Source organism: Rhodococcus sp. OK611 (assembly GCF_003050885.1).
GTDB classification, from domain to species: Bacteria; Actinomycetota; Actinomycetes; order Mycobacteriales; family Mycobacteriaceae; genus Rhodococcus_G; species Rhodococcus_G oryzae.
Map to the genome: position 1 here is coordinate 336,498 of NZ_QAOZ01000001.1, position 17,703 is coordinate 354,200.

Sequence of the window (17,703 nt, forward strand, 5' to 3'; positions counted from 1 at the left end):
CCCGGGCTTGGACGTATGGGCAGTTACGCTCGAACGGTGACGCGCGACCGCATCATCCGCCTCCGGCGCGAGGCGTGGGGATTCGCCATCGGATCGATCTTCTTCGCCGTCGGGGCGGTACCGCAGTACGCCGAGGCGGTCGGCGTGGTGGCCACCAACCTCACGTTCTTCGTCGGCGCCATCTTCTTCACCCTCGCCGCCCTGATCCAGCTCGTCCTCAGCGGCAGGCAGCCGCCTCGGCGCGGCACGAACCCCGCCGACCGGGCGGACTGGTGGGCCGCCGCCATCCAGTTCGCAGGCACGCTCTGCTTCAACGTGAGCACGACGGAGGCCCTGCTCACGGTCATGGATGCCGATGCGCACCTGTCGGACGGCTGGCGCCCAGATGCCTTCGGATCGATCTGCTTCCTGGTTTCCAGCGGACTCGCCGTCGTGGCCACCAGGGATCGCCACACCCTGTGGGACACCCACGCCCGCACCTGGCACGGCACCTGGCTCAACATGCTCGGCTCGGTCTTCTTCGGGCTGTCGGCGGTCGGCGCGTACGCGCTTCCCACGACCGGCGACCTCCTCAGCCTGTTCTGGGCGAACCTGGGCACCTTCCTCGGCGCGCTGTGCTTCCTCGCCGCGGCGCTGCTGAGCCGGCGTTCCATCCACGCGGATGGAGCGCCGGCCCCGGTGTCCTGACCCGGCCGGGCCGGTTCAGCAGCAGGAGCCCTGCGCGGGCGCGGCTTCCTCCGCCGACGTCGAGGCGCAGCACACTCCGCCAGCGGGTGCCGCGCTCGCGGCCAACTCGAGCGAGGACGGTCCGGTGCCGAAGGTCTCGCTGTCGGCGAGCACCGTGTACACCTCCCACTTCTCGCCCGCGGGGCCGGTGACCCACACCTTGTCCTGGGTCGCGAAGCAACAGGTGGTGCCGATCTCCTCGTCGGTGAACAAGCCCTCGCCGGTCAGCCGGGCGATCTCCTCGTGCACCACCTCGCTCGATTCCACCTCCACGCCAAGGTGATTGATGCTGCCGCCCTTGCCTGGGTTCTGCAGCAGCACCAGCTTCAGCGGCGGCTCGGCGATGGCGAAGTTCGCGTAGCCCTCGCGCAGCTTGGCCGGTTCGGTGTTGAACAACTTCGAGTAGAACGCGACCGATTCGGTCAGGTCGTCGACGTTGAGGGCGAGCTGTACTCGGGACATGAGAACCTCCAGTGAGACATATATCGAATTAGATACCGCCAACTATGGCACCTTTTTGACATATGTCAACAGACTGGCATGATGGACGGCATGCCCAAGGCCCTGCCATTGCTGGATGTGTCCGCACCGATCTGCTGCGCCCCGGTGGCGGCGGGCCCGATGACGGACGAGGCCGCGCTGCACGTGGCGCTGCGACTCAAGGCGCTCGCCGACCCGACCCGGATCAAGCTGATGTCGATCCTGCTCACCAACCCCGACGGCGAGGCCTGCACCTGCGACCTCGCCGCGGCGATCGAGCTGACCGAGTCCACGGCCAGCCACCACCTCGCCCAGCTGAAGAAGGCGGGCATGGTCGAGTCGACGAGGCGCGGCATGAACGTCTACTACCGCGCCCGCGCCGACTCGCTCGAGGCGCTGCGCCTCGTGCTCGACCCGAACTGCTGCTGACCGGTCCGGTTACTCCGGCTTGCGCAGCGCCGCCATGAACATCGCGTCGGTGCCGTGCCGGTGCGGCCACAGCTGCACACCGGGACCGTCACCCAGCTCGGGCACGCCCGGCACCAGTTCCCTGGTGTCCAGCGCCACGACGCCGTGCCTACGGACCGCGTCGGCGACCACGCCGACGGTCTCCGACAGGTGCGGGGAACACGTCGAGTACAGGACGACCCCACCGGGCCGGACCAGCGAGATCGCCGACGCCAGGAGCTCGCGCTGCAGCTTGACCAGCGCAGCCACATCGGTGGGCTGACGGCGCCAGCGCGCCTCGGGGCGACGCCGCAGCGCGCCGAGGCCGGTGCACGGCGCGTCCACCAGCACCCGGTCGAATCCGGGTGCGAGGCCGGGTTCCCGACCGTCCGCGACGTGTACGTCCACCGGCAGGCCCTTGGTCGTCTTGCGGACCAGGTCCGCCCGGTGCTCGGCCGGCTCGACGGCATCCAGCCGCGCGCCCTCGATATCGGCGAGGGCGCCGAGCAGCGCCGCCTTGCCGCCCGGTCCAGCGCACAGATCGAGCCAGCGTCCACCGTCGGCACCGAGCAGCGGCGCCAGCGCCAGCGCCCTGGCCACGAGCTGGCTGCCCTCGTCCTGCACACCCGCGAGGCCCTCGCGGACCGCGTCGAGCTGGCCGGGGTCGCCGCCGTCGAGGTGCACCGCGTACGGCGAGTAGGGGCCGATCTCGCCCCCGGTCACCAGGGCGAGCTCCTCCGCCGAGATCTCCCCCGGTCGCGCCACCAGATGCACCGACGGCCGGGCGTCGTCCGCCGCCAGCACCCGCTCGATCTCGCCCGCGTCAGGGCCGAGCGCATCGGCGAACGCCTGCGCGATCCAGACCGGATGCGCGTACTCGAAGGCCAGGTGTCCCACCGGGTCCGAGCTCGCATCGGGCGCCAGCTCGGACACCCACTGCTCCTCGCTCTTCTCGGCCACCCGGCGCAGCACCGCGTTCACGAAACCTGCCTTGCCGCCACCGAATTCGCTGCGGACCAGGTCCACCGAGGTGGCCACCGCCGCGTGCGGGGCGACCCGGGTGCGCAGCAGCTGGTAGGTGCCAAGGCGCAACACATCGAGCAGAGGTCCGTCGATCTCGTCGATCGGCCGTCCCGCGCCGCTGGCGATGACGGCGTCGAGCAGGCCCTGCGCGCGGCAGGCCCCGTAGGCGAGCTCGGTCGCCAGGGCCGCGTCCCGGCCGTCCATCTTCCGGTCGCGAAGCAGACCGGGCAGCACCAGGTTTGCGTAGGCGTCGCGCTCGCGCACCGCGCGCAGCACGTCGCGGGCCGCGACCCGGGGCCGATCGACCCCGCTCGCGGACGGGTCGGGCCTGCCGGCCTGGCGCGGCCGGGTGTTCGGGCCGCCCTTCGCGCCCTGCTTGTCGCCGCCGCGCGACTGATCGCGCTTTCCTCGTGCGGGCCTACGGGATTCGGTCACAGTGCACGCACCTCGGGTTCGAGGCGCGCTCCCCGCGCCCAATCGGCGGCCGCCATGGCCTTCTTACCTTGTGGCTGAACCTGACTCAGCCGGACCGCGGTCGTCGCGGTTCCGACATAGCAGCCGTCCTTGCGGACCAGGAATTGTCCCGGCTCCAGGGTCTCGTCGGTGACCTGCACCGGACCGACCTTGAGCCGCAGCTCCCCCACCTGCGTCCACGCACCGGGCGCTGGGGTTACCGACCGGACCAGCCGATCGACCGCCTGCGCAGGCTGATCCCACCGGATCCGGGCCGATTCGACGGTCACCTTCGGCGCGTGCGACACGCCCTCGGTCGGCTGGGGCACCGGCGTCGTCGCGCCGTCCTCGATGCCGTCGAGCACGGACTCGAGCAGCACCGCGCCGCCCTCCGCGAGGCGGCCGAGCAACTCGCCCGCGGTGTCGGTGTCGCGGATTCGCTCGGTCATCACCCCGAACACCGGCCCGGTGTCGAGACCCTCTTCCAACAGGAAGGCGCTCGCGCCGGTCATGTCGTCGCCCGCGGCGATCGCCGCCTGCACGGGCGCGGCTCCGCGCCACGCGGGCAGCAGGGAGAAGTGCAGGTTCACCCAACCGTGCCGCGGCACGTCAAGCACCGGTCGCGGCAGCAGCGCGCCGTAGGCGACCACCGGGCAGCAGTCCGGCTCGAGTGCGCGCAGCCGATCCAGGAACTGCGAGTCGGAGGCTCGCGCTGGCGTGAGCACCTCGATGCCGTGCTCGTCTGCGAGCTGCCCGATCGGCGATCGGGCGACCTTCCTGCCCCGACCGGCGACGGCGTCCGGCCTGGTCACGACCGCGACCACCTCGTGCCGGGAGGACTTCAGCAGCCGTGCCAATGACGGCACGGCGGGCTCGGGGGTACCGGCAAAGACGATCCGCATGTCAGCGCACCGTCCTGCCGAACGGACCGGCCTGCGCCGGCTCCGGGGTACCGAACCACTGCGACTGACGGATGGTGCGCATGGCGTCCTTCCTGGCCTCCTGGTCCAGCCGGTCCAGGAACAGGACCCCGTCGAGATGATCGGTTTCATGCTGGAAACACCTGGCCAGGATCCCGGTGCCGTCGATCGTGATCGGCTCGCCGTACTTCGAGAAGCCCGTGGCGACGGCGTTCATCGCCCTGGTGCACTCGGCGCGCACGCCCGGAATCGACAGGCATCCCTCGACCCCGGTCTGGACCTCGTCACCGATCACGCGAACGGTCGGGTTGATCAGGTGTCCCGCGGCGCCCCCGCAGTTGTAGGCGAACACCCGCAGGCTCACGCCGATCTGAGGTGCCGCGATACCTGCCCCGCCCTCATCGTCCATGGTGTCCTCGAGGTCCGCGACGAGCTTGTGCAGTTCCCGGTCGAAGTCGACCACCTCGTCCGCGCGGGTTCGCAGAACGGGATCGCCGAACAGGCGAACGGGCTGAATACTCACGAATCTGCTCCCACGGTTCTCGTCATGTCTGGTCCGACGTCACGAACAGTCTAGGGAAGCCCGCGGGTCCCCCATGACACCCGCGCGCTCCACGACCACGAGAAACACTCCGGCCGCGGTGATGTACACCGCACCCGAAGGGGTATTGACTGGGCCCTGGCGCAATCCGAGTGCCGAACTTCGGTGCGCCGACCGTGAAGTTCCAACTCAGATGGAGGTCACAGTGGCGGGAACCACCGTGGCCGATCTCGGCATCCGTTCGGGTTCCCACAACACTCGATCAAAACTGGTTCGCGCACCTTAGGATTCGCGGCATGTCGTCCCCGAAGCGCAAGTGGCCCCGTCGTGTCCTGCTCGGTTCCCTGGTCCTGATCGTCGTGGCACTCGTCGGTTTCTTCACCATCGCGCCGGGCGCCATCGAGCGGAGCATGAACAAGGTGGTGCCCGCCGATCTTCCTGAGGTGACCGCGCAGACGCGGAGCCTCCACGACAGCCTGCAGATCGCGGACATGCACTCGGACACCCTGATGTGGGATCGCGACCTCCTCAAGCGTTCCGGCCGGGGCCACATGGACCTGCCTCGCCTCCAGGACGGCAACGTGGCATTGCAGGTCTTCTCGTCCGTCTCCAAGTCGCCGAAGGGCCAGAACTACGACGCCAACTCGGACGAGACCGACAACATCGAGCTCCTCACGATCGCCCAGCTGCAGCCGCCGCGGACCTGGGGCTCGCTTCTCCAGCGATCGCTCTATCACGCGGAGAAGCTCGAGAACGCGGCAGCGGATTCGGACGGTCAGCTCCGGTTCGTGAAGACGCGAGAGGAGCTCGCGGCGCTGCTCGCGGACCGCGCGGCGGGACAGAACGTGACCGGCGCCCTGTTCTCGGTCGAGGGTCTGCAGAACCTCGAGGGCAAGGCCGAGAACCTCGACGCGCTCTACGACGCAGGCATGCGGATGGCGGGTTTCACCCACTTCTTCGACAACGAGGCGGCCGGCTCGATGCACGGTGAGGCCAAGGGCGGCCTGACCGATCTCGGACGGACGGTCTTCGCGGAGATGGAGCGGCGCGGCATCATCGTCGACATCGCCCACGCCAGCCACCCGGCAATCAAGGAGATGCTCGAGCGTGCGACGCGGCCCCTCGTCGCGAGCCACGGCGGCGTGCAGGCCACCTGCAACGTCAACCGCAACCTCACCGATGACGAGATCCGCGGGGTGGCGGCCACCGGCGGCGTGGTCGGTATCGGCTACTGGGACGCGGCCGTGTGCGAGCTGACCCCGGCCGCCGTAGTCGACGCGATCGAGCACGTGATCGAGGTCGGCGGCCTCGCGACGGCGGCGCTGGGCAGTGACTACGACGGAGCGACCACGGTCGCCTGGGACACCAGCGAGATCGCGGTGATCACCCAGGAGCTGCGCGACCGCGGCCGCAGCGACGACGAGATCCGGGCGATCATGGGCGGCAACACGCTGCGCGTGATGGGCGAGGTGCTGCCCGCCGGCTGAGACGCCGCGGCACGCACGACCGGGTCAACTGCCGTCGCTGCTGCCGCCACCGAAGTTGCTCTCGTACATCATCTCGGGGATCCCGGTCCCCAGCGCCACCGGGGCGCAGACCGGTTCCGGGGCACCGGGATCGAGCGCACGGAGCACGAGGCCGATGGTGAACGGGTCGTAGACCATGTTCATGTGTCCGGTCCGGTCTTCCGGGCACAGCGCCTGGATGGTGACGTTCGTCGCGCCCCGGCCGCGCAGGGCGACATTCGACGCGGGCTGGATCATCTCGTCGTACTGGGTGCCGATGGTGGTGTAACTCACGCCCGGGACGGTGTCGGCGGGCTCGTTCAGCGCGTCCAGGAATGGTGAACCCTGGATCTGTTGGCCGACGGCCTGTCCGAGCACGGCCTCGATGGCCTCGGCCCCGCCAGGGATTCCGTCGACGACCGGAGCCAGCCCGTAAAAGATCCCGCCGTACGACGGCGACGCCACCCCGACCCACCGCTCGACCGCCGCGGCCCCACCGAGCCGGTTGACGAAGTATCTCGTCACCGTCGCGCCCTGGGAGAAGCCGACCAGGTCGACTTTCTCGGCTCCTGTTGCTGCGCGCACCCGCTGCACGAAGTCCGCGGTCTGTTGACCACTGATCCGCATGTCCTCGGTCCCGAACGAGTCCCCGCCGGGCCTGCCCCCGTAGTTGAGGGCGAAGACGCAGTACCCGGCCGCCTTGAGCGCGGGCGACATCGCGGACCAGTCGGAGTAGGCGTTCGCGTCGGTGCCGTGCGCGAGGATCACCGGACGCGGATGCGCGCCGGATGGCTTGCAGGAGAAGTCGTTCGATCCGGGCGGGGTCGTGCCGGGATGCTCTCGGGCGAAGGCGGCCGCGTCGACATGGGTCGCCTGCACAGGCCCGCGATTCTCGGGGACCTCGGAGATCGACCCGGCGCCCTGGGTCGTGCTGGATTGGGCGTCAGCGGACGAGAGCGGGAGGACGGCGGCGGCGCACGTCAGCGAGATGATCGCGACGACCCTGCGACCCGCTCCCACCCCTGACGCCCTCGTATCGATCCGGTTCACGATCCACATCATGCGCGCGGTGGCCGCGGCCCCGGGACCACCGGGCGGTCACGATTTCAGCACGGTCCGGTTGGGGTTCGGTCACCGATCACTCGTCGGGCTCGGACTCGGTCTCGTCCGAAGCCGGGGTGGTGGCCGTCGGGTTCGGATCATCGGCGAGAATCCGATACAGCGCCCGGCGGGACTCGGTGAGCACCTCGCCCGCCTTGCGGATCTGGTCCGGGGTCCCGACCGCGGCGACCTGGCCGGCCGCACCCATCAGCTGTCCGATCAGTCCGCGCAGGTCCTGCGCCTCCTGGCCCACCCCGGCGCTGACCTCGTCCCACGGGTTCCCCAGGTCTGCCTTGTTCTCCTCCACGTACGCGACGCCCGTTTCGGTCAGGCGCGCGGTCTTGCGGCCTGCCACCTTCTCGATCAACACCAGGCCCTCGTCCTCGAGCTGTGCGAGCGCCGGGTAGATCGAGCCGGGGCTGGGCCGCCACACGCCGTTGCTGCGCTCGACGATCCGCTGGATCAGTTCGTAGCCGTGCATCGGCCCCTCGGCGAGGAGCAGCAGCACCGCGGCACGCACGTCGCCGCGCCGCCCGCGTCCACCGCGCCCGCGCCCACGGCCGAGCCGCTGACCGCCGGGACCGTGGCCGGGCCCGAAGGCCATACCAGGACCGAATCCGGGGCCGAATCCGTCGCGACGACGATCGCGCCCCTCGCGTCCGGGCCTGCGCCTGCCGCGCCCGTGGTCGTGCTCTCGTTGAATGTGTTCCATGTCAGCCTCCTACGACTGTTCGCATCAATTACGTCTTCGACGATATATCGACAAACAGTCGGTGGCAAGGGGATGGCTGGCCTCACACTCGAAATGGGTGTGATACGGGTCCCGCGTCAGCTCGAGATGCGGGCTTGAATGCCGTCGAGGAGGAAGTCGAGTCCGATGCGGAAGGTTTGGTCGGCGTCCAGGTGGACGCCGTCGCGAATGACCGTGGACAGCGCGGGGAATCGGCCAGAAGCGAAGGTCCGCTCGAGGTAAGGCCCGAAGGCGGTCTGCCACTGCGTCTTGTCCATCCCGGTGGCCCGCTCAGCGCGCTGTTCGGTGATTTCCCGGCGCACCGCGCCGATCACGTACGCATTGACCGCGTCAACCACCGGCATGATGGCGTCCACGCCGACGCCGCCCATCGCGGCCACCACGGCTTCCCCTCTTGCCAACGCATGCGGCCCGAGCTGGGGGCGCCCGCCGATCAGGTCGGCAAGCCATTCGTGCTGGTGAGCAGCCTGTCTGGTGGTTTCAGCAAGGGACCGCAAGACCTCTCGCCAGCCGTCTCCGGCCGGCCGCACCTCGGCGTAGACCGAATCGACCATCAGGTCGAGCAACTCGTCCTTGGTGGTGATGTAGCCGTACAACCGCATCGGCCCGACGTCCAGTGCGGCGGCAACCTTGCGAACCGACACCGCCGCCAGCCCGTCCGCGTCCGCCAGCCGGATCGCGGCTCGCACGACGAATCGGTGTATCGAAGGGGGCGACTGTGACCATCACCATTGTCGGAGCCGGACTGGGCGGCCTGACCCTCGCCAGGGTGTTGCAGGTGAACGGCGTCGACGCCGTCGTGTACGAACGTGAGCTCTCGCGCGGCGCGCGTGGCCAGGGCGGCATGCTCGACATACATTCCGGGCAGCGAGCGCTGCGCGAGGCCGGCCTGATCGACCAGTTCGACGCGATCGCCCGCGGCGAAGGACAGGACATGCGCCTTCTGGAGCCGGACGGCACCTTGCTGCTCCAGGAGGACACGCCCGACGACGCCCCGCTCGAGAGACCCGAGGTCGACCGCGCCGATCTGCGCAACCTGCTGCTGGATTCCCTCCCTCAAGACGTGGTGCGCTGGGGGCACGCGTACGAATCCGCCGACAACGGCCGCCTTCACTTCGCCGACGGGAGCAGCGCGGCGTATGACCTGCTGGTCGGCGCGGACGGCGCGCAGTCCCGGGTCCGCGCGCTGCTCACCGACGCCCGCCCGGCTCATATCGGGCAGAACGTCGTGGAGGTCGGCATTCCGGACATCGACCGCACGCACCCCGACCTCGCGGCGATGGTCGGGCGCGGCAACTACTGGGTGCTCGGCAACGGACTTTCCCTGGCGGCGCAACGCAACGGCGACGGCCGCGTTCGCATCGGCCTCAGCTTCTATAACACCGGTGAAGACTGGTTCGCTACCTGCGGGATCCCGTTCGATGACCCGGCCGCCGCCCGGGCGCGGCTGATCGACCTGCTCCCCGGTTGGGACTCACGGTTCACCGCGCTGATCGCGGCGTGCGACGACACGGTCGTGCCGCGGTCGATCACCACTCTCCCTGCCGGCCTGACGTGGCCGTCGGCGCAAGACGTCACGCTGGTCGGCGATGCCGCGCACCTGATGCCGCCGGTGGGAGAGGGCGCCAACATGGCGCTGCTCGACGGCGCGGTGCTCGGTCTCGCGCTGGCCACGCACCCGGACGACTTTCCCGCCGCCGTCAGAGAATACGAACGCGAGATGTTCGACCGCACCAGCGCTGCCGCCCGGATGTCCACACGCATGCAGGAAATCCTGATGTCGCCGGACGCCAGCCGGAGAATGCTCGCCTTCTTCCAACCTGGCTGAAATGACTCCGATTCACGGCCGGTGACCGCGGACCGTCCACGCCCGCGCGCACAGGAGGACGGCACCGGCGGCGTTCCGCGGGGTCGTGGCGCGAAGACTCTCCCGCAGGGCGGCCCGATGGTCCTCGGGCAGGCTCGCGCAGTACCCGGGGGCGGGACCCTGACCACCGAGGAACGGGCGCCAGAAGTCATCGAAGTCCGCGAAAACGGTGTCCACCTCGACCTGCCCCACCCTGACCCGGGTCAATCCCGCCGAACCGAACAGCTCGCGCAGTGGCTCGGGGCGGCACAGGGGGAACCGGGCTCCTTCGTCGACCGCGGCGGCGGCCGGGTCCAACTCGATGGCGGCGTCCCAGAACAGCCGGATCATGTCCATACCGTCCGCGTAGTCCCACACATAGGAGGCGACCAGCCCGCCAGGCCGGGTGACCCGGATCATCTCGGCCAGGGCCGCCCACGGATCGGGTACGAAGTTGAGCACCAGCGCGGAGACGACCCGATCGAACTCGCCGTCGGCGGCAGGGATCGCGGCAGCGGAGCCGAGCCGGAACTCCGCACGCCCATCCGAACGAAGCGCGGCGGCGGCCAGGAACTGGGCCGAGGGGTCGACACCGAGGACCCGCGTCGGCCGCTCCGTGGCCAGGATCACCTGCGTCAGCGAACCCGTCCCGCACCCGACGTCACACCACACGGCCGCGGGCAGCGGCGGCAGACCGCGAAGGAACTCGACGGCGGCCAGGCGGCTCCACCGGCCCATGTAGCGCTGATAGTCCTCGCCGCTCGCCCACTGCTCCGGCCGAGCTCCCATGGCACTCCTCGCGACCGACTCAAGAGGGTGAAACGCCCGCGCTAACAGTTGAATTCGCGGTACGCGAATCCATCTCGCCCGTGCAGCACCACCTTCGCCGGGTGATGCGCGTGCGCCAGTTCACGGGCGGCGGCGATCGCCTCCCGCTCGGTGCCGTAGTAGTTGTGCTCGCGCGAACCGTACTGGTGCACCTCCCAGCAGTGCGCCGCGTCGCCCTCGTGGGGCAAGACGTCGTAGGTCCTGCGCGTTGTCGATGGCGTTGCCCGCTTCATGCCGAGCCTCCTCGGACTCAGACGGTTGAACCACGAATCCACTTCCAGTGAACGCCCTGCCCGTTCCTGGCACAACCGCCGGTCCGTGGCCGCCGGTGGTGGCGGAGCGGACACCGAATGTCTACGCCTGCGGCGCGAAGAACTCGAGAGCGATGTTGTCCGGATCGCGGAAGGACAGACCGGATCCGTAATGTGCCGACTTGATCCCGCCATGCTCAATCCCAAGGGCGTCGAGCCGATCCCGCCATCGGGGCAGCTCGTCGGAGGAACACCGGAACGCGATGTGGTCGAGACCGACGTGCCGTTCATCGAATGTGGTGGGGGCACCACCGCCGGTGTGGGTGTGCAGTCCGAAGAGCATTCCGTCGTCGAGTGCGAACACCGTGTGGTGGAAGGTTCCCGACTCCTCGTCCTCGTCGAGCACTGGCGCCGCCCCGAACAATGCGCTGTACCACGCGGTGCTGGCGGCCAGATCGGATACCGTGACGGCGATGTGGGCCAGGCCCGGGAAGCTGGACATCTTCTGCTCGATTCCTCGAAGGACTCGTTCCATGGTTGATTCCGCACCGGTTCTCAACCTATCGAGCAATGTTCTTCGGCGGGGTGAATCGGGAGGCCTCAGCCGATCCGGACGGGGTCGATCTGCACGCGGACCGACCCCGCTTCACGCCGGGCGCCGCGCACGGCCTGCGCCTCGGACAACGCCCTCGCCAGGGCGCCGCCGCTCCCCCGCGGCACCCGCAGCAGCATCCGCTCGACATCGGCAGGCTCCGGACCGTCACCAGAGAACGGCAACCGTTCGCCCGGCGGCAACGGCACCGGACCGAGCCGCTCCACCACGTCGGGCAGTGTCGCGTTCGCCAGCAACGCCTCGATCGCCTCGCGCGAGCCGTCCACCGCGGCGATGTGCACGGTCGGCGGGAATCGGACCTCCGCCCGCTCGTCGAGCTGAGCCTGGGCCGCGCCAACCGGATCCCAGCGCACCAGCGACTGGACAGTGGGCAGGCCCGAGTCGGCGACCACCACGACCCGCCCGCCCTCGCCGGCGGGACGCACCAGCGAGCCCGCGGTCATCCAGCGTCGCAGCGTCTCCTCCTCCGCCCGCAGGTCAGCCCGCCCCAGCAAGGCCCAACCGTCCAGCAGCAGCGCCGCCCCGTAGCCGCCCGGCATCACCGGCTCGGCCCCGACGGTCGCCACCACCAGCCGCGGGCCCGGCTTGACCGCCGCCGTCACCTCGGTCCCGCCGGAATGCGTCACCGCGACGCCGGGGAAGGCCCTGCCGAGCTCCTCCGCGGTCCGGCCCGCCCCGACGACCACGGCGCGCAGCGATCGCGACCCGCACGCGTTGCACCGATGGGTGGCGTCGGCGACGCCGCACCACCGGCACGTCGGGGTACCGGCACCGTCCGGTCCCACCGCCGACGCCAGCGACATCGGACCGTTGCACCGTCGGCACCGGGCGGGCGCCCGGCACTTGCCACAGGCCAGGGACGGAACGTATCCGCGGCGCGGCACCTGCACGAGAACGCCCGCTCCCGCCTTGAGCGCCTCCCTGGCCGCGGCGAAGGCGATCGCGGGCAGTCTGGCCGCCCTGGCCCCCGGGTCCCGCGCCAGCGCATGATCACTATCCGCGAGGGCGGTGACCTGCGGCGACCTGGCCCGCACCTCGGCGCGGTCGGCCACCAGGTCGTGCGCCCAGCCCGAGTTCACCAGCGCCTGCGCCTCGGCGGTCCTGGCGTGACCACCGACCACCAGGGCGCAGCCGCTCGCGTGCGCCCGCAGCAGGGCCACCTCGCGGGCATGCGGGTACGGCGAGCGCGGCTCGGAATGGCTGTCGTCGCCGTCGTCCCACACCACGATCAGGCCGAGGTCCGGCACCGGCGCGAACACCGAGCTCCTGGTTCCGACCACGATCCGGGCGGTGCCCCGAAGCGCCGCGAGCCAGCGGCGGTACCGCATCGCGGGACCGAGTCCCGCCGCCAACGGGACCACCAGATCGTCGCCGACCAGGTCCACAGACGCGGCCGCGACCCGGTCCAGGTCCTTCTGGTCGGGCACCACCAGCACCGCGGTCTGACCGCGCGCCACGACCACCGCCGCCAGCTCGGCCAGCCGGGCGGGCCAGTCCTCTCCCGGAAGTGCCTGCCAGACCGCCCGCGGACCGCGGCCCGCCCGCACCGCCGAGACGAAGGCCTCGCCGTGCACGTAGCTCGACCAGGCCTCGCAGCCGGGTGACGGGGGAAGGGGCCCCCGCTCGGCCGTCGGCTCGGCCTCCACGCGCGCGTGCCGGGGCGGTATCGCCAGCCGCAGCACGTCCGCCCTGGTGCCCGCGTACCGCTGGGCGACGGCGTCCACCAGCGCGGCGATCTCCGGTGTCAGCACCCGCTCGGCACCGACAACGCGGTCCAGCCAGCCCAGCTTGCCGGGGTGCTCGCTGGTCGCGATGCGCTCGACTAGGAACCCGTCCACCAGCCTGCCCGCGAAGCGGATGCGCACCCGCACCCCCGGCTGGGCCTGCACGTCGAGCTCGCGCGGTACCCGGTAGTCGAACTCGCGGTCCAGGTGCGCGAGCGGCAGCATCGGGATCACCCTGGCGACGGGCAGCTCCGCCGCCGGTTCCCGTTCCGCGCTCACCGCCACTAAACGACCAACCGACGGCACGAGCCGCCCACCGATTTCGGTGAGCGGCTCGTCGCTGTCGCCATCTAGAGTCCGGCGGCCGCGCGCAGCTTCTCGGCCCGGTCCGTGCGCTCCCACGGGAGGTCGATGTCGGTGCGGCCGAAGTGCCCGTACGCCGCGGTCGGCGCGTAGATCGGACGCAGCAGGTCGAGATCGCGGATGATCGCGCCTGGGCGCAGGTCGAAGACCTCGGTGATCGCCTTCTGGATCAGCGCCGGATCGGTCCGCTCGGTGCCGAAGGTCTCCACGAACAGGCCGACCGGGGCCGCCTTGCCGATCGCGTATGCGACCTGGACCTCGATGCGCTCCGCCAGGCCTGCGGCGATGGCGTTCTTGGCCACCCACCGCATCGCGTACGCGGCGGACCGGTCGACCTTCGACGGGTCCTTGCCGGAGAAGGCGCCGCCACCGTGGCGGGCCATGCCGCCGTAGGTGTCGACGATGATCTTGCGACCGGTCAGGCCTGCGTCACCCATCGGCCCGCCGAGCACGAACTTTCCGGTCGGGTTGACCAGCAGCCGGACGTCGGCGGTGTCGAGGGTGGGCACGCCCAGCTCGGCGAGCACCGAGCCGAGCACCTTCTCGCGGATGTCCGGCGTGAGCAGGTTGTCGAGGTCGATGTCCGCGGCGTGCTGGGTGGAGATGACGACGGTGTCGAGCCGCACGGCCTTGTCACCGTCGTACTCGATGGTGACCTGGGTCTTGCCGTCCGGACGCAGGTACGGCAGCACGCCGGTCTTGCGGACCTCGGTCAGCCGGCGCGAGAGCCGGTGCGCGAGCGCGATCGGCAGCGGCATCAGCTCGGGGGTGTCGGTGCAGGCGTAGCCGAACATCAGGCCCTGGTCGCCCGCGCCCTGCCGGTCGATCTCGTCGTCGGTGATGCCGTCGACCCTGGCCTCGTGCGAGTGGTCGACGCCCTGCGCGATCTCCGGGGACTGCGCGCCGATCGCGATGTTCACGCCGCAGGAGTTGCCGTCGAAGCCCTTGGCCGAGGAGTCGTAACCGATCTCGAGGACCTTGTCGCGGACGATCTTGGGGATGTCGGCGTACGCGGTGGTGGTGACCTCTCCCGCCACGTGCACCTGACCGGTGGTCACAAGCGTCTCGACGGCCACCCGGCTGCGCGGGTCCTGTTCGAGCAGTGCGTCGAGAATGGAGTCGCTGATCGCATCACAGATCTTGTCCGGGTGTCCCTCGGTCACAGACTCACTGGTGAATAGCCGACTGCCGGACTTGCTCACAGATCTCCCTCTCGCCACAGCGTTGGTATTGCCCCACAGACCCTAGTGCGGGGTACGACGGATATGAACCATTGAAATCAGCAGAAAAATGAAATCAGCGGAAATGTATTCCCTCCGCGCCGGGGTCGGCGACAAAGGGTCTGACTTTCAGACTACGAGGCCGAACCGTTCTGTGCGTGCGCGCCCCCGCCACTGTCGAGCAGGGACACCAGGGCGTCGAGCACCCGACTGGCCATCAAGGCCTTGGAGCCGTACTCCAACGCGACCTCGGAGCCGTCGGCGCCGAGCAGCCAGCCGTCGTTGTGGTCGACCTCGAACGCCTTGCCCTCCCCGACCGCGTTGACCACCAGCAGGTCGCAGCCCTTGCGGGCGAGCTTCGAGCGCGCGTGGGTGAGCACGTCGCCGTGCGCGTCGCCGGTCTCCGCCGCGAAGCCGACGATCACGGAGGTGTTCGGCAGGTCGCCGTCGCGTCGCGACCGGACGAGCCCGGCCAGTATGTCCTCGTTGCGGGTCAGCGGGATCGTGTCGGGCTCGTCGGCGCCCTTCTTGATCTTGCTGTCGGCGATGGTGGACGGCCGGAAGTCCGCGACGGCCGCGGCCATCACGACCGCCTCCGCTGCGACCGCCGCCTTGTCGACGGCCTCCTTCAGCTCACCCGCCGTGCGGACCCGGATCACCTCGAGCGCGGCCGGATCGGCCAGGTCCGCGGTGTATCCGGCGATCAGGGTCACCTCGGCGCCGCGCTGGGCGGCGAGCCGCGCGATGGCGTAGCCCTGCTTGCCGGAGCTGCGGTTGCCAAGGAATCGGACCGGGTCGAGGGGTTCACGGGTGCCGCCCGCGGACACCAGGATCTTGCGGCCGACGAGGTCGCGGCGCAGCGCGTCGGGACGCTCGAGCAGCAGGGTCGCCAGTCCGACGATCTCGTCCGGCTCTGGCAGCCGGCCCGCGCCGGTGTCCTTGCCGGTGAGTCGACCGGAGGCGGGCTCGATCACACAGATGCCGCGTTCGCGCAGGGTCGCCACGTTCGCGACCGTCGCGGGGTGCTCCCACATCTCGGTGTGCATCGCGGGCGCGAACACCACCGGGCAGCGGGCCGTGAGCAGGGTCGCGGTGAGCAGATCGTCGGCGCGACCGTGTGCGGCCCTTGCCATCAGGTCGGCCGTCGCGGGCGCGATCACCACCAGGTCGGCCTCCTGGCCGAGCCGCACGTGCGGCACCTGCGGGACGTCGGCGAAGACCCCGGTCTGCACCGGGTTGCCGGAGAGCGCCTCGAACGTCGCGCGGCCGACGAACTCCAGAGCCGAGTCCGTGGGGATCACCCGCACGTGGTGTCCACTCTCGGTGAAGCTGCGGATGATCGAACAGGCCTTGTATGCGGCAATTCCGCCGCCGACCCCGACGACGATGCGGCGGGGTCGGTCGGCGGAATCCGATGGGAGCTCGCTCACGGGCTCTGTATCACTCGCCTTCGGTGTGCTCGAGGAGGTCGGAGTGGATCTCGCGCAGCGCGATGGAGAGCGGCTTCTCCTGGAGGCCCGGCTCGACCAGCGGGCCGACGTACTCGAGGATGCCGTCACCGAGCTGGTTGTAGTAGTCGTTGATCTGGCGCGCACGCTTGGCCGAGTAGATCACCAGCGCGTACTTCGAGGAGGTGCGGGCGAGCAGCTCGTCGATCGGCGGGTTGGTGATGCCCAACGGGGTGTCGTACGCCGGGACGCCGTGTCGCTCGGCGTCGGACAAGGCTGCTTGAGTTGCGCTCACTGGCGAATCTCCTGTGGTGGTCGGCGCTTGTTTCAACTGCAACTACTTCTGAGAACTGCAGGTTCGAGCAAAGGTGCTGCTAGTCGAGATCGATACTGTCTTCTTTACAGAATTCTGAACGGACGCCGACTATCGCGGCGCTCCAACCAACAAGGATACCAACTCGTCGCACGCACGGTCGACATCCTCGTTCACGATGACCGTGTCGAACTCGTCCTTGGCCGCCAACTCGACCTTCGCGGTCTCAAGGCGGCGGGCGACGACCGCCTCGGACTCGGTGCCGCGACCGGTCAGCCGGGACACCAGTTCCTCCCAGCTCGGCGGCGCCAGGAAGGCAAGAATCGCCTCCGGCATCGCCGCCCGGACGGCACGAGCACCCGCCAGGTCGACCTCCACCAGCACAGGATGTCCGGCCTCGAGGGCCGCGATCACCGGCGCGGCGGGGGTGCCCGACCGCTGCAGCCCGCCGTGGATCTCCGCCCATTCGAGCATCTCGCCCGCTGCGATCATCCGCTCGAAGTCGTCGGCGGTGACGAACGTGTAGTCCTTGCCGTCGACCTCGCCGGGCCGCGGGTCTCTCGTCGTGGCAGACACGCTGAAGACCAGGTCGGGAAGTCGCTCGTGCAGTTTGCGGACCACACTCGACTTACCCACGGCTGAGGGGCCGGCCAGTACTACCAGCCGGCCCCTCTGCGCTGTGCTTTCCCCGCTGTTCGAAGCCGGGGTGGTCTTGCTGTTGTCTGACACGTTGTCTGTGTCAGCCACCAGATTCCTACTCAGCGTCGAAATCGAACCTGGTGAGCAGAGCCTTGCGCTGCCGATCGCCGAGGCCACGAAGGCGACGGGTCGGAGCGATCTCCAGCTCGGTCATGATTTCCTGCGCCTTGACCTTGCCCACCTTGGGCAGGGCCTCGAGCAGTGCCGACACCTTCATCTTGCCGAGGATCTCGTTCTCTTCGGCATCCTTGAGGACCTGCTTCAGGTCGGTGCCGCCGCGCTTGAGGCGCTCCTTGAGCTCAGCCCTGGCCTTACGGGCTGCAGCCGCCTTCTCCAAAGCAGCGGCGCGCTGCTCATCAGTCAACTGGGGAAGGGCCACGGTTCCTCCGTCTCGTCGTGTGCAAATAGTCTTCTGCCACCGGTTAACCAGCAGCGATAGCGACCGTACTCA

At 69.8% G+C, this 17,703-nt stretch carries 20 protein-coding genes; 4 read left to right on the forward strand and 16 right to left on the reverse strand.

Annotated features, from left to right (window positions below; translation table 11 throughout):
- The first annotated feature begins 36 nt into the window (after positions 1 to 36).
- The gene (locus C8K38_RS01380) at positions 37 to 687 is read left to right on the forward strand and encodes a hypothetical protein (protein ID WP_097209882.1); all 651 of its coding nucleotides are present in this window, start codon (positions 37 to 39) and stop codon (positions 685 to 687) included.
- Between the two features lie 15 nt (positions 688 to 702).
- Here the strand turns inward: C8K38_RS01380 and C8K38_RS01385 are convergent, their stop codons facing one another.
- On the reverse strand, positions 703 to 1,188 hold the full coding sequence (locus tag C8K38_RS01385) for an ArsI/CadI family heavy metal resistance metalloenzyme (RefSeq protein WP_097209883.1): 486 nt from the start codon (positions 1,186 to 1,188) through the stop codon (positions 703 to 705).
- A gap of 90 nt (positions 1,189 to 1,278) precedes the next feature.
- Between C8K38_RS01385 and C8K38_RS01390 the strand changes: the two genes are divergently transcribed.
- Complete coding sequence (locus C8K38_RS01390; protein ID WP_097209980.1) at positions 1,279 to 1,635, forward strand: Rv2640c family ArsR-like transcriptional regulator; 357 nt, start codon at positions 1,279 to 1,281, stop codon at positions 1,633 to 1,635.
- A 9-nt stretch (positions 1,636 to 1,644) separates the two neighbouring features.
- Here C8K38_RS01390 and C8K38_RS01395 read toward each other — a convergent pair whose 3' ends face one another.
- From C8K38_RS01395 to def, 3 genes are read right to left on the reverse strand one after another with little or no spacing between them, the layout of a single operon-like run.
- A complete protein-coding gene (locus tag C8K38_RS01395; RefSeq protein ID WP_097209884.1) occupies positions 1,645 to 3,111 on the reverse strand; it encodes an RsmB/NOP family class I SAM-dependent RNA methyltransferase in 1,467 nt (488 codons plus the stop codon).
- Positions 3,108 to 4,031, reverse strand: coding sequence for a methionyl-tRNA formyltransferase (gene fmt / locus C8K38_RS01400; RefSeq protein WP_097209885.1), 924 nt, complete (start codon positions 4,029 to 4,031; stop codon positions 3,108 to 3,110). Before fmt ends, C8K38_RS01395 begins: the two co-directional genes overlap by 4 nt.
- Position 4,032: 1 nt before the next feature.
- Positions 4,033 to 4,572 (reverse strand): peptide deformylase, encoded by a 540-nt coding sequence (gene def / locus C8K38_RS01405; RefSeq protein ID WP_097209886.1) that lies wholly within the window; start codon positions 4,570 to 4,572, stop codon positions 4,033 to 4,035.
- Positions 4,573 to 4,886: 314 nt separating this feature from the next.
- Here def and C8K38_RS01410 point away from each other — a divergent pair, with 314 nt between their 5' ends.
- Positions 4,887 to 6,077, forward strand: a complete 1,191-nt coding sequence (locus tag C8K38_RS01410) for a dipeptidase (protein WP_097209887.1) — start codon at positions 4,887 to 4,889, stop codon at positions 6,075 to 6,077.
- A gap of 24 nt (positions 6,078 to 6,101) precedes the next feature.
- On the opposite strand, the gene C8K38_RS01415 is transcribed toward C8K38_RS01410, so the two are convergent.
- From C8K38_RS01415 to C8K38_RS01425, 3 genes are all read right to left on the reverse strand, one after another.
- On the reverse strand, positions 6,102 to 7,145 hold the full coding sequence (locus tag C8K38_RS01415; protein WP_257016980.1) for an esterase/lipase family protein: 1,044 nt from the start codon (positions 7,143 to 7,145) through the stop codon (positions 6,102 to 6,104).
- Between the two features lie 88 nt (positions 7,146 to 7,233).
- Entirely contained in the window at positions 7,234 to 7,908 is a 675-nt protein-coding gene (locus C8K38_RS01420; protein WP_097209888.1) for a PadR family transcriptional regulator, read from the reverse strand.
- 116 nt (positions 7,909 to 8,024) lie between these two features.
- A complete protein-coding gene (locus C8K38_RS01425; RefSeq protein WP_097209889.1) occupies positions 8,025 to 8,636 on the reverse strand; it encodes a TetR/AcrR family transcriptional regulator in 612 nt (203 codons plus the stop codon).
- Positions 8,637 to 8,665: 29 nt separating this feature from the next.
- Here C8K38_RS01425 and C8K38_RS01430 point away from each other — a divergent pair, with 29 nt between their 5' ends.
- On the forward strand, positions 8,666 to 9,775 hold the full coding sequence (locus C8K38_RS01430) for an FAD-dependent oxidoreductase (protein ID WP_097209890.1): 1,110 nt from the start codon (positions 8,666 to 8,668) through the stop codon (positions 9,773 to 9,775).
- Between the two features lie 12 nt (positions 9,776 to 9,787).
- Here C8K38_RS01430 and C8K38_RS01435 read toward each other — a convergent pair whose 3' ends face one another.
- The 9 genes from C8K38_RS01435 to mihF all read right to left on the reverse strand — a co-directional run bounded on the left by C8K38_RS01435 (position 9,788) and on the right by mihF (position 17,631).
- Entirely contained in the window at positions 9,788 to 10,582 is a 795-nt protein-coding gene (locus C8K38_RS01435; protein ID WP_097209891.1) for a class I SAM-dependent methyltransferase, read from the reverse strand.
- Positions 10,583 to 10,623: 41 nt separating this feature from the next.
- Positions 10,624 to 10,854, reverse strand: coding sequence for a DUF2188 domain-containing protein (locus C8K38_RS27005; protein ID WP_169310482.1), 231 nt, complete (start codon positions 10,852 to 10,854; stop codon positions 10,624 to 10,626).
- A gap of 121 nt (positions 10,855 to 10,975) precedes the next feature.
- The gene (locus C8K38_RS01445) at positions 10,976 to 11,374 is read right to left on the reverse strand and encodes a VOC family protein (RefSeq protein WP_097209982.1); all 399 of its coding nucleotides are present in this window, start codon (positions 11,372 to 11,374) and stop codon (positions 10,976 to 10,978) included.
- A gap of 98 nt (positions 11,375 to 11,472) precedes the next feature.
- Positions 11,473 to 13,434 carry a primosomal protein N' gene (locus tag C8K38_RS01450; RefSeq protein ID WP_179800419.1) on the reverse strand — a complete coding sequence of 654 codons (1,962 nt, stop codon included), beginning with the start codon at positions 13,432 to 13,434 and terminating at the stop codon, positions 11,473 to 11,475.
- A gap of 125 nt (positions 13,435 to 13,559) precedes the next feature.
- Positions 13,560 to 14,774 carry a methionine adenosyltransferase gene (gene metK / locus C8K38_RS01455; RefSeq protein WP_097209893.1) on the reverse strand — a complete coding sequence of 405 codons (1,215 nt, stop codon included), beginning with the start codon at positions 14,772 to 14,774 and terminating at the stop codon, positions 13,560 to 13,562.
- A 152-nt stretch (positions 14,775 to 14,926) separates the two neighbouring features.
- On the reverse strand, positions 14,927 to 16,222 hold the full coding sequence (gene coaBC / locus C8K38_RS01460; protein ID WP_097209894.1) for a bifunctional phosphopantothenoylcysteine decarboxylase/phosphopantothenate--cysteine ligase CoaBC: 1,296 nt from the start codon (positions 16,220 to 16,222) through the stop codon (positions 14,927 to 14,929).
- A gap of 10 nt (positions 16,223 to 16,232) precedes the next feature.
- On the reverse strand, positions 16,233 to 16,535 hold the full coding sequence (gene rpoZ / locus C8K38_RS01465; protein WP_027499672.1) for a DNA-directed RNA polymerase subunit omega: 303 nt from the start codon (positions 16,533 to 16,535) through the stop codon (positions 16,233 to 16,235).
- Between the two features lie 129 nt (positions 16,536 to 16,664).
- A complete protein-coding gene (gene gmk / locus C8K38_RS01470; RefSeq protein ID WP_097209984.1) occupies positions 16,665 to 17,216 on the reverse strand; it encodes a guanylate kinase in 552 nt (183 codons plus the stop codon).
- Positions 17,217 to 17,307: 91 nt separating this feature from the next.
- Positions 17,308 to 17,631: an integration host factor, actinobacterial type gene (gene mihF, locus C8K38_RS01475; protein ID WP_027499670.1), complete on the reverse strand. Its 324-nt coding sequence runs from the start codon at positions 17,629 to 17,631 to the stop codon at positions 17,308 to 17,310.
- Positions 17,632 to 17,703 lie beyond the last annotated feature (72 nt).